The sequence below is a fragment of the Botryobacter ruber genome (genome assembly GCF_003347595.2).
In the GTDB taxonomy this organism is placed as follows: Bacteria; Bacteroidota; Bacteroidia; order Cytophagales; family Hymenobacteraceae; genus Pontibacter; species Pontibacter ruber_A.
This window is the reverse complement of sequence record NZ_QCZK02000004.1, coordinates 48,863-63,462: the sequence shown is the minus strand read 5'-3', so window position 1 is coordinate 63,462 and position 14,600 is coordinate 48,863. Positions and strand designations below refer to the sequence as shown.

General features: G+C 53.0%; 13 protein-coding genes. 7 read left to right on the top strand and 6 right to left on the bottom strand.

Annotation, left to right across the window (positions count from 1 at the left end):
• Positions 1–28 precede the first annotated feature (28 nt).
• The gene (locus tag DCW36_RS00535; protein WP_240675987.1) at positions 29–397 is read right to left on the bottom strand and encodes a hypothetical protein; all 369 of its coding nucleotides are present in this window, start codon (positions 395–397) and stop codon (positions 29–31) included.
• A 580-nt stretch (positions 398–977) separates the two neighbouring features.
• Positions 978–1,118: a hypothetical protein gene (locus DCW36_RS22410; RefSeq protein ID WP_164890991.1), complete on the bottom strand. Its 141-nt coding sequence runs from the start codon at positions 1,116–1,118 to the stop codon at positions 978–980.
• Positions 1,119–1,680: 562 nt separating this feature from the next.
• Here DCW36_RS22410 and DCW36_RS00530 point away from each other — a divergent pair.
• The gene (locus tag DCW36_RS00530) at positions 1,681–3,579 is read left to right on the top strand and encodes a BamA/TamA family outer membrane protein (RefSeq protein WP_114782499.1); all 1,899 of its coding nucleotides are present in this window, start codon (positions 1,681–1,683) and stop codon (positions 3,577–3,579) included.
• 122 nt (positions 3,580–3,701) lie between these two features.
• Positions 3,702–4,334, top strand: a complete 633-nt coding sequence (locus tag DCW36_RS00525; protein WP_114782498.1) for a Dps family protein — start codon at positions 3,702–3,704, stop codon at positions 4,332–4,334.
• Between the two features lie 92 nt (positions 4,335–4,426).
• Here the strand turns inward: DCW36_RS00525 and DCW36_RS00520 are convergent, their stop codons facing one another.
• Complete coding sequence (locus DCW36_RS00520) at positions 4,427–5,407, bottom strand: universal stress protein (RefSeq protein ID WP_114782497.1); 981 nt, start codon at positions 5,405–5,407, stop codon at positions 4,427–4,429.
• A 525-nt stretch (positions 5,408–5,932) separates the two neighbouring features.
• On the opposite strand from DCW36_RS00520, the gene DCW36_RS00515 reads away from it, so the two are divergent.
• From DCW36_RS00515 to DCW36_RS00495, 5 genes are all read left to right on the top strand, one after another.
• Positions 5,933–8,695, top strand: a complete 2,763-nt coding sequence (locus tag DCW36_RS00515) for a cation-transporting P-type ATPase (RefSeq protein ID WP_114782496.1) — start codon at positions 5,933–5,935, stop codon at positions 8,693–8,695.
• A gap of 256 nt (positions 8,696–8,951) precedes the next feature.
• Positions 8,952–9,800, top strand: coding sequence for a CvfB family protein (locus DCW36_RS00510; protein WP_114782495.1), 849 nt, complete (start codon positions 8,952–8,954; stop codon positions 9,798–9,800).
• Between the two features lie 121 nt (positions 9,801–9,921).
• Positions 9,922–10,593, top strand: a complete 672-nt coding sequence (locus DCW36_RS00505) for an oxidoreductase (protein ID WP_114782494.1) — start codon at positions 9,922–9,924, stop codon at positions 10,591–10,593.
• A gap of 21 nt (positions 10,594–10,614) precedes the next feature.
• A complete protein-coding gene (locus DCW36_RS00500; protein WP_114782493.1) occupies positions 10,615–11,337 on the top strand; it encodes an SAM-dependent methyltransferase in 723 nt (240 codons plus the stop codon).
• Positions 11,338–11,503: 166 nt separating this feature from the next.
• A complete protein-coding gene (locus tag DCW36_RS00495) occupies positions 11,504–11,998 on the top strand; it encodes a hypothetical protein (protein WP_240675986.1) in 495 nt (164 codons plus the stop codon).
• A 171-nt stretch (positions 11,999–12,169) separates the two neighbouring features.
• Here DCW36_RS00495 and DCW36_RS00490 read toward each other — a convergent pair whose 3' ends face one another.
• Genes DCW36_RS00490 through DCW36_RS00480 form a run of 3 tightly spaced genes read right to left on the bottom strand, consistent with a single transcriptional unit; the run spans position 12,170 to position 14,516 of the window.
• Positions 12,170–13,111, bottom strand: a complete 942-nt coding sequence (locus tag DCW36_RS00490; RefSeq protein ID WP_114782492.1) for a succinylglutamate desuccinylase/aspartoacylase family protein — start codon at positions 13,109–13,111, stop codon at positions 12,170–12,172.
• A gap of 5 nt (positions 13,112–13,116) precedes the next feature.
• Positions 13,117–14,025 (bottom strand): 30S ribosomal protein S6--L-glutamate ligase, encoded by a 909-nt coding sequence (gene rimK, locus DCW36_RS00485; RefSeq protein WP_114782491.1) that lies wholly within the window; start codon positions 14,023–14,025, stop codon positions 13,117–13,119.
• Positions 14,022–14,516 (bottom strand): ATP-dependent zinc protease family protein, encoded by a 495-nt coding sequence (locus DCW36_RS00480; protein WP_114782490.1) that lies wholly within the window; start codon positions 14,514–14,516, stop codon positions 14,022–14,024. The genes rimK and DCW36_RS00480 overlap by 4 nt, the downstream gene beginning before the upstream one ends.
• Positions 14,517–14,600 lie beyond the last annotated feature (84 nt).

Sequence of the window (14,600 nt, the reverse complement as noted above, 5' to 3'; positions counted from 1 at the left end):
CGCTCCATCATATGTTATTCCGGAAGTACTAGAGGTACGATGTAAAGTTGCTGCTGTCCTGCCAGAACTGCCTGCAGGCCTCGCGTTGTGCTTCTAAAAATTCGCGGTTTTTTTTCAGCGTTCTCCAGTCGCCATAGCCAAGCCGCTCACATAGCCTGAAGAAACTGTCGCCCTGGTTACGGGTTCCTTTTACCTGTACAAGTGCACTGAGCAAAGGACGACCGGCAGCGTGTTCTTCCTCCGATATTTCGTCTATTACTTCGGAGAGCTGCGATTTTTCGTTTGCATTTTCTAAATTGAGGCCAAGTTCAGCTTCAATGATAAGGTTTTGTAAAGTCATGAGGTAAGCTCTTCCACGAGCTACCTGGATGAGTTTTTTTCTTACGCGGACGTTCATAGTGAAAAAAGGTTTGGTACAGCAGCGGGCACATACACTTGTACAATTCCTTCAGAGGCAATGTATCGGCTGCAAAATTTGATTGAATAAAAGTCTATATAGTTTTATACGTATTTAGCTGCTTTTGGTTACCCTGCTGCTCCCGACGGAACTAACTCCCTCTTAGTCAACTAAAACACAACTACTTTTACCCAAAACCACCATTCTCTTTTTACTACAATTGCAGTATCCTTTTTTCCTGCTCCACCAGGTCAGGCAAAGGAGGGAAATTTCAATATTGAACAAAAGCCGCCAGCTATCCATTCCAGCCTATTCTGCTCCTGCCTTAGCACCAGCCACCACAGCCACTGCACAACCACCAGGAGCGGCAGACCGGTTTCCGGCTTCCGGGAATATTTGCTGCATCAGCCACCATTGCCACTGCTCCGCTTAACAAGCCCAGGTCCGGCACTCCCTACCCCTGCAGGCAACCGTTTTTCCTTCAGCCCCCGCTGCTGGCTGCCGCCTCCACCAGCTCCGCTTTCCGAAGCATTCGCAACAAGATCTATTGAAGGGCACAAAGCCGGATGCCCCGCAGGCTTTACTTTACGTTATAGCTTGTCCTGGCTTTATCGCCTGTTGTTTCGGCCTGCATTCTGGCAGAAAGTGTTTTAAGGTGCGGCACCAGCATGTTCAGTTTGCAGTAGCAGGATACACGGGCAACTTTTGTGGTCTTTCTCATGTCGGTTTCTTTTTTTAATTGTTCTGGTACTGGATAAATTTTATCGTTTCGAATTTTTACTTCCTGGTTAGCCGAAGCCATGGTACTGCAACTTTAAAAAATAACTCATCTGCAGCATCTGCAGAATACTCCGCCGCTATCCGCTGCTGCAGCACTCCCGCCACACCTGCTAATTTTATTAGCCCACAAGCTATCATTCTTATCACCTGTGTTTTATGCAGCGTTTCAACACTCTAAAAGTAGAGAACTTTCAAAACTAAAACTATTAAAATTAGCAAAAGTTATAAACAAGCTTATCCACACCTGTGGAAACACTAATTTTATTAGCAACCATTTTACCCCCGGCATCAGGCATACCTGTCCACAACCAAAAAAAGTTTACTGCACCTGCCACCACTCCCGCTGCTTTTCCTTAGCCTGCCAATTTCAACCCAATCCTGCAGTTGCAGTATAAACCGTTTTAATTGAGAGGAATTGCCGGTTCTGCCGGAACGGGCAGCACATCTGCTAAAAGAAATCGTTATACTTGAAAGATAGTTAAACAAGCACCACAACAACCTACATGTTTGCCCTACACCACTGTTTTATCCGCAGCAGCTTTTTCTGCCTTCTGAGCATGTTGCTTGTGGTGGGGTTTTGCCAGGCACAGGAAACGCCGCCAACCAGTACAGACACTATCCGCAACGCTACCCTGCAGGACACGGCAAGGCAAAAGTTCGATGAACGCATTATCGAAAACCTGCGCCAGCTGTCGGAGCGGCAAACCATTATGGGCAAACTCCTGAAAGCTATGCTGGTGTTCGACAGGCATGAAGAGGAAGTCCAGGGGCTCGACGCCGAACTGATTGCCCGGGAATACGCCAAACACAATTACAAAATTGTGCGCCGTATCGAAATCCGCACCCTCGACGCCTTCGGCTATTCCATCAACGATACCAGCCGGGCACCACGAAACTTTGCAGAAAAAGCGGCCAACTCGCTGCACGTAAAAACCCGCCAGAGCCTGATCCGGAATATACTGCTTTTTGAACAAAACGAACCGCTGGAGCCGCTGGCTCTGATCGAATCGGAACGTTTGCTACGCCAGACCAGCTACCTGCTCGATGCCCGCATTACCATCAACGAAGCCACTACTACCAACGACAGCGTAGACGTGTTCGTGCTCACGAAAGACGTATTCAGCCTGGGCGGCTCCGCCTCCTACAGGCTCTCCTCCCGGTCGGGCCGGATTGCCCCGCGCGAGCTCAACTTCCTCGGTCTAGGGCACCAGGTACGCACCTCCTACCGTTTTAACACCCCGGATCCCCGCCCCTGGGACTTTTCAGCAGCCTATGCCATCGAGAATATCAGCAATACCTACGTTTCTGCCGACCTCATCTACACCAACGAGAATTTCCGGAAAGAGAAAAGCGCCTACCTGCGGCGCGATTTTTTCTCGCTGAACACCAAGTATGCCGGCGCCTTAGGGTTGAGCTGGAAAGACGAATTGTTTTTGCTGCCACCAGAGCCAAAAGATACAGCGGCACGCTTCACAAACATCAGCTACAACCGCCGCGATGCCTGGATAGGCCGCTCCTTTAAATTTAAGTCGTACAACTTGGGCTACGAACCACGTTCCCGCACCATTGTAGCCCTTCGGCTTATCGACACAGAATACGATACGCCACCTACCGAAAACATCCAAAGCAACACCCTCTTGCTGGCAAGTGTTGGCTACAGCATCAGGCGTTACTACAAAGACAGGTTTTTGTTTGGTTTTGGCCGCACCGAAGATATTCCGGCGGGCATGTTGCTGACCCTGACCACCGGTGTTGAAAAAGGCGATCTCCGGAACCGGCGTTATTTCGCAACCGAAGCCTCCTTTGCCAAATACAGCCCGAACTTTGGCTACCTGTTTGGCAGAGCCGGCTACAGCTCCTTTATTCACAACAGCAACTGGGAGCAGGGAACGCTCAACCTCGAAACGCTCTATTTTACAAAGCTAAGCGAGTGGGGCAACTGGAAGCTCCGCAACTTTTTTATTGGCCGGGCCACCCTGGGCATCAACCGCAACCCCGAAGATCTGCTTTCTATCAACAACGAACTGGGGCTCCGCGGCTTCAGCTCCGACCTGTTGCGGGGCAACAAACGCATTGTGCTTAACTACGAAGCCAACCTCTACACGCCCTTCTCGCTCTTCGGCTTTAAACTGGCTACCGTCGTGTTTACCGATTTCGCCTGGCTTTCTGCCCTCAACAGTCCTTCTCCTTTTAAAACAAAACCGTACAGCGGCTTTGGCGCAGGCTTTCGGTTCCGCAACGAGTATCTTTCGTTCAGCACCATCCAGATCCTGCTCAGTTATTACCCCAACATGCCCCCCAACCAAGACCCGCAGAACTTCCGCTTCCTGCAGGCAACACGCCCCTACTACGACTTCGCCGATTTCCGGTTCACGCAGCCCGACATAGCCCGGTTCCGCTAAAGAAGCAGCTGATATTCAGCAAAGAAACCACCTGAGATCAAATTTCCAGAACCTTTCCGGGCTAAATCACGCTATCAATCCTGAAATCACGGTTACAGAAGCAAAAATTATATATATCTGCTATGAAAAAATTAAGAGAAAAATCAGAATACGAAGGCAATCCTGTCGGTCTTCCAAAAGACACCGCTACCACCATGGCACGTGAGCTGGACCGCCACCTGGCTTCCTTCATCATTATGCACAGCCAGTACCACAAGCATCACTGGCTGGTAGAAGGCCCGCAGTTCCGCGACCTGCACCTGTTCTTCGAAGAGCACTACACCGAGATACACGAGCAGTACGATGCGCTGGCAGAGCGCCTGACGGTAATGGGCTGCTGCCCTACCTGCCACCCCCTGAAGCAGGCCGAGCTGGCCTACATCGAGCACGAGGAGGAAGGCGTGTTCCGGGTGCGCGACATGCTGAAAAAAGACATGGAAGATGAGCAGACGATAGCCGTGGAGCTGCGCAAATCCATTAAACTAGCCTTCGAACACGGCGACTTTGCCACAAAAGCACTCCTGGAAGGCATCCTGATCAAAACAGAAGACCGATGCCACCACATCGAGCACTTCCTCGGCGAAGACGGCCTGTCCATCGGCCTGATCGCAAAGCCCGAGGACATTATGGAGGATAGCGATGACGGCCGGGAAACCAAAAAGCCGAAGACCGGATTGAGAACGGCCAAAACGACGAAAGCAAAAGCGAAATCATAAGCACAAAAAAACAGCAGCACCCGGCGGACCTTAACATTCGCCGGGTGTTGCTGTTTTATAATAGGCCTGTAACCCGCCTGCCGCAAAATGTGTTACGCAGAAATACGTTGTTCTTGCGCCAAGGCAGGCGCTGTTCTTGTTTCCAGGGGCAACGCCAACAGCGGCACCAGGGTCCTGGCGGCCATTTTCCCGGTAATGCTCTTGTTGCGCAACCTGCTCAGGAAGGTATGCTTCTGCGGCACCAGCACCAGCAGGTCGGCCTGCTGTTTCTCCAGGAATAGCTGAATGCCGGCGGCCACATCATCGCCCAGGCTGGTGTGAAGCTGGTACTCCGTATGCTGAAAACATGTGGCAAGCAAGTTAGCCGCCGTTAGGTTACCTGCCTGTGCCTCCAGGTCCGTTTTACCGGTAAACATCTGCAGCACCGCCAGTTTGCTATGATAGGTTTGCGCTAAACAGCGCAGCGGTTCGAGCGTATCCGCACCGGGTAGTTTTAGCGGGTCTATCGCCAGCACCACAGACGAAAGCCCGTTGAAGCGCACCTGCAAAGGAACAGCCAGTACCGGCACCTCACTTTCCTGCATCACGGCGATGGTGGTGCTCCCTAAAAGCGCCTGGCTTATCGCGCCTGCTCCCCGCATTCCCATCACGAGTACATCTGCCGCATGCACACGGGCCGCCTGGTTAATTTCAACTTCCGTAGGGCCGTACTTGCAGGCAAATGTAACGGAAACAGCTTTTTCTTCATCCAGGCAAACAAAGAGCGAACTGAGTCCGCCGTCTGTTACCTCCTCCTTCACCTGCGCCCTGACTGCCGTACCCGAAAGCAACGTGAAGTAGGTACAGAAACTATCCACAGCCTCTCTGGCATAGCACTTCAGCTTTTCCAGCTTCTGCTGCTCCAGTTCCTCTTTCAGTCGCTCCTCGTCAAAAAGATAAGGCGAAAAAATCGGGCTCTGAAACGCGTGAAACAGCACAACATCGGCCTTGCATACCAACGCCATATCCAGGGCATACCACAGGGCGCTCTTCGCTTCTTTCGAGTAATCAGTAGGAACAAGTATCGTTTTCATGATCGCTGACTTTGATGTGACACTTCGGTTTTATTTCAATCATTAAAAAATAACAAGTCTGGTTTAGCACCAGAGCAACAAAAAATACTGCTGCACCAGCCACCACTCCCGCTGCTGCACTGCACGCATACATGCACGCACCGCTGACTGGCAAAAAGGAATGAACTAGTGCCTGTTGCACCCGTGCAAGTTATACCACAACCTTTGCAGCAGCTATGCCCTGTGTTCGTCCAAAACATGATAGATATCAGCAACTTCCGGGATCAAAAACAGGTACCCTAGTAAGCCGGCAACATTAACGCCGGCGCTTACGTCAAAAAAACAGACACCCTTTCGCGACAGGTCTTAAGCCGGGAAGCAGATGAGCAAACTGTTACCCTTGCATACAACCGGTTCCATGCAGTGAGCAGAAGGAGTGGTAAAAGTAGCAGCAGTCCCAAATTATACCATCCTGGCCCGCTGCAACACTTTTAACCAAAGCCTGCACACCGGCCATCAAATTCTGAAACAGAAAACATTACCCGGATGAACTTAGCAAAAGAGAAACAAGTAACCAGCCAGCCCCTGCAAATGAACAGACCACACAACTGGCATACCATCGAGGCTGCCGAAGCCATGGACCTCCTGCAGGTGTCGCCGGAAATGGGCCTGAACACAGAGGAAGTAGAGAAGCGGACGGAGCAGTACGGGCGCAACATCATGACGCCTAAAAAAAGGCAAAGCGCTTTTGTGCGGTTCATGCTGCAGTTTCACCAGCCCCTCATCTACATCCTGCTTGCTGCTACCGTTGTTACCATTGTGCTGGGCGAGTACATCGATGCGGCAGTCATTTTCGGGGTGGTGTTCATCAATGCCGTTATCGGCTACATCCAGGAGTCGAAAGCACTGGAAGCTATTGATGCGCTGGCCAAAAGCATGACCGCCCGGGCACACGTTATCAGGGGCGGCCGGAAGCAGGACATTAATGCGCAGGAGCTGGTGCCGGGTGATATCGTGCTGGTGCAGTCCGGCGACAAATTTCCGGCGGATGTGCGCCTGGTGCAGGAGCGCGACCTGAAAGTAGACGAGTCGGCCCTGACAGGCGAGTCGGTGGCAGTGGATAAAAACACCCGCCCCGTGCCTGCCGATGTCGTGCTGGGCGACCGGCTGTGCATGGGCTTTTCCTCCACGGTTGTCACCTACGGGCAGGGCAAGGGGGTGGTAGTAGCAACCGGCGACCATACCGAAGTCGGCAAAATACAGCAGTCCATCTCAAGTGCACAGAACCTGGAGACGCCGCTTACCAAAAAAATAAAAGAGTTCAGCCACCTGCTGCTATGGGTTATTTTAGGTCTTTCGGTAGTTGTGTTTATCATTGGCCTGCTGCGTGGCGTGGCATTGGCCGACACGTTTATGATGGCAGTGGCGCTGGCCGTTGGGGCCATACCTGAAGGGCTCCCGGTTGCCGTTACCATCATGCTCGCGCTGGGAGTTTCCAAAATGGCCAAACGCCGCGCCATCATCCGGAAGCTGGTGGCCGTAGAGACCTTGGGCAGCACCAACGTTATCTGCTCCGACAAAACAGGCACGCTCACCGAAAACCAGATGACGGTACAGAAAATTGTAGCCGGCGGCACAGCCTTCGAGGTAAGCGGCATTGGCTACCGCCCCGAAGGCGAAATTCTCGAAAGCGGGAAAGCCGTGTACCTGGCGGGCAACAAGGCACTGGAGTTCTGCCTGAAGGCCGGCATGCTCTGCAACGACAGCGCGATCAAAGAAAAGGACGGCCTCTGGACCGTGGAAGGCGACCCAACCGAAGGCGCCCTGATCGTAACGGCACGCAAAGCAGGGTTCGAGGAAACACAACTGGAGCAGGAACAGCCACGGAAAGACACCATCCCGTTTGAGTCGGAGTACCAGTACATGGCCACCCTGCACTGTGGCGACAAACCATCCGTTTACCTGAAGGGCTCCCTGGAAGCGGTGCTGGAGCGCTGCACCAAAATTATGCAATCCGACGGAAACCTCCTGGACCTGGAAAAAGAGCCCATTCACCGGCAGGTAGAGGCCATGGCCGGGGAAGGGCTGCGCGTACTGGCCTTTGCCATGGCCGAAGCTCCTGCAGACAGGCGCAGCATCGCACACTCCGACACCGGCACCGGGCTTGTTTTCCTGGGTGTGCAGGGCATGATCGATCCGCCGCGCCAGGAAGCAGTGGAGGCCGTAAAGCTGTGCCAGTTGGCCGGCATCGATGTAAAAATGATTACCGGCGACCACGCCGTCACCGCTGCCGCCATCGCCAGCCAGATAGGCCTGAAAGGCCGCGAGGAGAAGGGCAAACTGCTTGCCATCACCGGCAGGGAACTGCAGCAGATAGAAGACAAGGAGCTGGAGGAAATTGCGGAGAACACCTCTGTTTTTGCCCGGGTGTCGCCGGACCAGAAACTGCGGCTCGTAAAAGCCCTGCAGGCCCGCGACAAAGTGGTAGCTATGACCGGCGACGGCGTAAACGACGGCCCTGCCCTCAAGCAGGCCAACATCGGCATTGCCATGGGCATAACCGGCACCGATGTTGCCAAAGATGCCGCCGACATGGTGCTCACCGACGATAATTTCTCCTCGATAGAAGGCGCCGTAGAAGAAGGCCGCGGCGTGTTCGACAACCTGACCAAGTTCATCGTCTGGACGCTGCCAACCAACCTGGGCGAGGGCCTTGTCATCCTGGCGGCTGTCGTGCTGGGGTCACAGCTGCCGGTACAGCCGGTGCAGATCCTCTGGATAAACATGACCACGGCCGTACTGCTCGGGCTCACCCTGGCGTTCGAGCCCAAAGAACCCGGCATAATGGAGCGTCCGCCCCGCCCTTCCGGGCAACCCATTCTCACACACGACCTGGTGATGCGTACCTTACTAGTGGGGGCGCTGCTGCTGATTGCGTCCTTTGGTTTGTACCTCTACGAAACAACCCACGGCGCTACCATCGCCGAAGCCCAGACCGTGGCCTCCACAGTGTTTGTGGTGCTGGAAGCTGCTTACCTGCTCAACTGCCGCTCGCTGGTAAGACCCATGCGCGAAGTCGGCTACTTCACCAACCTGTGGGTGTACTATGGCATTGCCGCCATGTTCTTCATACAGGCCCTCTTCATCTACCTGCCCGTCATGAACACCCTGTTCTACTCCGCACCCCTCGACGCCATGCAGCTGCTGCGTGTGTTTGGTGCGGGTATTATGCTGTTCCTGATCGTGACGCTGGAAAAATTCCTGCGCCACAGGCACAGCATCCGGAAAAGAAGAAAAGCGGACCGTTGATGGTAGTGATGAAATGATTTTTGTGATGAGGTATCTCTACATACATTTTACGAAAGCATCACATGCATCATTATCATCAACGGTTCAGACAAAACATGTCAGCACCTGCCTCCATTTCCTCTCCTACACATTTAACCACAACCGGTGCATCCACACCAGCAGTTGTAGCCCTGCTGCCCGTTCAGCCGTAAAAATGTATCAAACAGTCCTCAAATTTCATAGCTTTGCAAATAAGGAACTAAACACAGCAGGAACTATGGTAGCATTAGGCGATTTTAACGAACTGGAGATAGCACGGGAAGTAGACTTTGGCGTGTATCTGACGTCGGAAGACGGCGATATCCTGCTGCCCGCCAAGTACGTGCCCGAAGGTGCGAAGGTGGGCGACTTTGTGCGGGTGTTTGTGTACCGCGATTCCGAAGACCGTGTAATTGCCACCAACTTAACCCCCAAAGCCGTAGTAGGCGAGTTCGCCTGCCTTACCGTAAAAGACAGCACGCCCTTCGGCGCTTTCCTGGACTGGGGGCTGGAGAAAGACCTGCTGGTGCCCCTCCACAACCAGAAAGAAAAGATGGTGCCCGGCCGCAAATACTGCGTGTACCTGTACGTAGACGAAACCACCGACCGCATTGTCGCCACTACCAAACTAGGCAAATACCTGGAGCACGACCACATCGACCTGCAAGAGAACCAGGAAGTAAAGCTGCTGGTAACAGGCTTCTCCGATATCGGCATCAAAGTCATTATCGATGGGCGCTACATGGGCATGCTCTATAAAAACGAGGTGTTTCAACCCCTGAAGCTAGGCGACAAGCTCACAGGCTATGTCAAAGCCATCCGGCCTGATAACAAAATTGATATAACGCTGCGCAGGAGCGGCGGCGGGTTCAACGAAGTAGGCGATGCTTCGGGGAAAGTACTCGACCTGCTCCGCCAGGAAGACGGCTTCCTGCCGCTCTCCGATTGCAGCAGTCCCGAGGAAATTTACAGCAAACTGGGCATGAGCAAAAAGGTTTTTAAACGCGCCATCGGCACCCTGTTTAAGGCCGGCAAAATTCATATCGCGCCAACCCACATCAGCTTGCTGGATCCTTCTGATGAGTAGCAACAGCTTATGCTGCGCCCGCTCAGAAACAGCGTAGTGCCACTACATTTTTTAGTTAAAATACTTTCTTTTCAGACCTTTATTCTTCCGATTCCCGTACTCACTGCGTAAATCAGCATTTATGCAAAGAACCAGAACCGCTCTTATTGCCGGCGCCAGCGGACTAGTTGGAGGTCACTGCCTGCGCCTGCTCCTCAACAGCGACCGCTACGACCAGGTGATCTCCATCGGGCGCCGCGAACTGCCCATGATTCACCCGAAACTCGACCAGCAGGTAATCGACTTTGATAACCTGAAGAAATACCGGATGGAAATGGTTGCCGATGATGTCTTCTGTTGCCTGGGCACCACCATCAAAAAAGCAGGTTCCAAAGAAGCCTTTACCCGGGTAGATTACACTTACGTGACACAACTGGCTGAAATTACGGCGAACAAAGGCGCTTCGCAGTTCCTGGTAATCTCGTCGATGGGGGCCGACCCGGGGTCGCTTTTCTTTTACAACCGGACAAAAGGAAAGATGGAAGAGGATATAAAGAAATTCGGGTTTGAAACGGTGCACATCATCCGGCCCTCGCTCCTGCTGGGGGAGCGCGAAGAGCAGCGTACCGGCGAAGAAATTGCCAGCAAAATCATGAAACCCATCAGCTCCCTGATGATTGGCCCGCTCGAAAAATACAAACCCATCCAGGCAGCAACCGTTGCCCAGGCGATGGTAAACCTGGCCGCCCAGGACAAAAAAGGTATCCACCTGCACCTGTCCGACGACCTGGAGGAACTCGGCAACAAAAAATAACTACAGCCCCCACCGCCAGCTATGCAGGAGCGCCGCATTAAACAAGTTTTCCCGAAAGCAGCCCAGTACGACCCGGAGTGGGTGCGCAAGTACTCCATGGGCGAAAATGTGCTGTTCAACCTCGAAAGCCTCACCAAATCCCTGCGTCTGAAACCGGGCATGCGCGTGCTCGACCTGGGCTGCGGCAAAGCCATCAGTTCGATCTTCCTGGCCAACGAATTTGGCGTTACCGTCTGGGCCGTTGACCCTGCTATCTCGGCCAGCTCCAACTACCAGCGCATCCGGAGCGAAGGCTGCGAAAACAAGGTGATTCCGATTGAGGCAGACGCCCGCGCCCTTCCTTTCGCCGACGAATATTTCGATGTGATCATTGCCGTCGACTCCTTCACCTATTTCGGCACCGACGACAAGTACCTGCCCTACATTGCCCGCTTCCTGAAACCGGGTGGCTGCATTGCCATTGTGGATGTGTGTTTTACAAAAGAAATAGAGTCGCTGAACCAGGTGCCGGATTTCCTGCAGCATGACTTTCAGAATTACTGGTACTACATCCACACCATTGCGTGGTGGCGCAAACACTGGGAGAAAACCGGCCTGGTTGAGATAGTAGCAGCAGAAGAACTGGCAGAGGCAGCAGTGGTGCGCCAGGAGTACATCCGGGATTATAAACAAAGCGACAAAACCGACCCTTTTGCCAAAGCGCTGGAGCTTGACAAGCAAGAGTTTATCACTTTTTTAAACTGATAGGCAGGCGCACCCGCAAAACCGCTTACCTGGAGACGTACACCGACGATTCAAAATATTAAGCCGGTTACACAATATTACTTTTTCTCTTCGTTTATTTCGTAATTTTGCACCCGCAAGAGCAGGTTACTTGTCTGCAAAACAAACTTAAATCAATTTATTTACCATGAAAAAATTTTTCTGCGCAGCCGTTATGTGCTTTGCGCTCGTACTGGCTGCTTCTACCACCCAGGCACAAAGCGGGTACAGTACCGGTATCGGTATCAGGGGAGGTGTTGCCTCCGGTCTTACCATCAAACATTTTATTAAAAGCGATGCGGCCATCGAAGGAATTATCAGCAGCCGCTTTAAGTACAGGGGCACCGTGATCACGGTGCTTTACGAAAAGCATGCCCAGGCGTTTAACACCAGCGGTTTGCTGTGGTATTACGGTTTAGGCGGCCACATTGGTTTTCACGATGGCCGCTACTACTACGACAAACACCATAAATATTATTACGACGACCATGTATGGGGTGTAGGCGTGGATGGCATTTTGGGTCTTGAGTATTTTATCAAAGACATTCCCTTTACCATTGGTGCCGACATCAAGCCCTACATCAACCTGAACGGCGGCGGCGGTTACTGGGATTCGGCCCTGCACGTGCGTTTCGTGTTCTAAGCTGCTTTTTTTACGCTAAAAATTCTGCTGCACCTGGCACCACAGCCTCTGCTCCTCTGAGCTTTGCAGGATGACAGTTAAGAAATCTTTCCGGTAGCGGAAAACTAAAAATAAAAGCGACAGTGTCTTGTACCATAACAGACACTGTCGCTTTTTTTATGACAGCATATTTCAATAAGCAATATGCAGCAGCGCGTCGCCCTGGTTCACGACGGGCATGTTGTTGAGCCCGATAATGTAACCTGCAGCCGGAGAGGTAATGCGTACTTCCATTTCGCCGTAGGGGTCGGTGATGCTCCCGATGGTCTGGCCTTTTGCCAGGTAATCACCCAGTTTTACCACCGCCCGGAACAAACCGGCATTTTTGGCCCGCACCCAGATGTCTTTTTTACAAATGATGGAATCCTGCTGCACCACTGGGGCGCCCGCCATCATCCCTAAATGATGCAGCAAACGGCAGGTGCCTTCTATCCCGGTACTGATGCCGAAGTCGTCGAACCGTAGTGACTCGCCCGTTTCATACACCAGAATACTTTTACCGGCTTTGGAGGCCTCTTTGCGCAGCGAGCCCTGCCGCAGCGAAGAGTCCAGCACGAAAGGAGCGCCGAACGCGCTGGCCAGTTCCAGGTTCTTCGGATTGTCGAGTTCACAGCGTATCTGCGGGTAATTGGAACGGCTGGCCCCGCCGGTATGAAAATCAATCCCATACTCCACATACGGCATCACTTCTTTCATAAACCGGTAGGCCACACGACTGGCCAGCGAACCGTCCCGGCTCCCCGGGAAGCTGCGGTTTACGTCTTTGCCATCGGGCACCTGGCGCGAGAAGTTCAGGAAACCGTAAATGTTAAGAATGGGAACGGCAATGATGGTTCCTTTGAGCGGGTACAGCATTTTGCGGGTGAGCATGCGGCGTACTATCTCGATGCCGTTTACTTCGTCGCCATGCATGCCGGCCATGAGCAGCACCACCGGCCCGTCGTTTACCGACCGGAACACATAAACGGGAATCTCGATCACGGTGCCGCTGGGCAGCTTGGACACTACCAGCTTGGTAAGCACTTTTTCGCCCCGGTCTATCGATTTACCGTTAATGACAATGGTTTCGGGCATACAGATTACTCGTTCACGTTCTTTTTCTTGTTCAGTTTCCGCTGCACAAGCTCTTCGGTAAACTCAATTATTTTTCCGGCAATATCTTTCTGCGTGGCTTTTTCAATACCTTCCAGGCCGGGTGAAGAGTTTACCTCCAGTATCAGCGGTCCCCGCTTCGACTGCAGCATGTCTACACCGGCCACATCCAGGCCGAGCGATTTGGCCGCCAGCAGGGCAGCCGCTTTTTCCTGGCGGGTAAGTTTGATGAGTGTGGCTTTGCCGCCCCGGTGCAGGTTTGAGCGGAACTCGCCCTCCTTGCCCTGCCGTTTCATGGCGCCCACTACCTCGCCGTTCACCACAAAAGCGCGGATATCGGACCCGCCGGATTCCTTCACAAACTCCTGCACAATAATGCGGGCTTCCAGGTTATGAAAAGCCTCGATCACGGATTCTGCCGCTTTCTGGGTTTCGGCCAGCACCACGCCCAGCCCCTGCGTGCCTTCCAGCAGTTTTATCACGAGCGGCGCTCCTCCCACTTCCTTCACCAGTTCCGAGGTTTCTTTGGAGTAGTTGGTAAAAGCGGTTTTCGGCATGCCCAGCCCGGCCCGTGCCAGGATCTGGAGGCTGCGCAGTTTATCGCGGGAGCGCACGATGGCCTGCGAATCTACTACGCTTTTCACCTTCATCATCTCGAACTGGCGCACCACGGCCGTGCCGTAAAAAGTAACTGAGGCGCCAATACGCGGAATAATGGCATCGATGCCTTTCAGGCGTTCGCCTTTGTAGAGGATATGCGGGTTGCCCTGCTCCACAACAAGGTCACAGCGCAGATGGTCGAGCACAATGGCCTCGTGCCCCCGCTGTTCTGCCGCCTCCACCAAACGCCGGGTAGAGTAAAGCTTCGGGTTGCGGGAGAGAATGGCTATTTTCATAAAAGGTTCTGTTTCTTTTTCTGTTTGATTTTATACTTGCTCGCGACATTTTTCCGCGACACATCCACCACGAACCTGCCCTGCAGCAGGCTGCGCCCGATCAGCACCGGGTATTTCATGTCGCTGCGATCGGAGAGCGAGAATTCGGCTTCTATCACTTCGTCGAACAGCTGAATTTTTGTTTTGATGACATACCGCTGCTGCACTTCGCCATTGGAACTCCTGATATCACGGAATGTGAAGTCGGAGAACGTAAGCTTGCGGTGGTTGTACTGCGGATGCGACGGGTCCAGCAAATCCAGGCTGATGACACGCGTGCCATCCGGCAGCGCCTCCTCGTGAATGTCGGAGCAGTGAATGGCGGAGGTAAAGGCGCCCGTATCAATTTTGGCCTCGATGTCCACGATATCCAACTCCGGGAAAGCAACCAGCTCGCGCCTCCCGATCATCTTTTTTTCCGGTTTGGGTTGTAGTGTTTTTTCCTCGCTCATCAGAGGTTAAATATACGAGTCTGGCAGGGATAGTTGCTACAGCAGCCGCCGACATTACAGAAAATTTAAACGCAGCTATCCAGG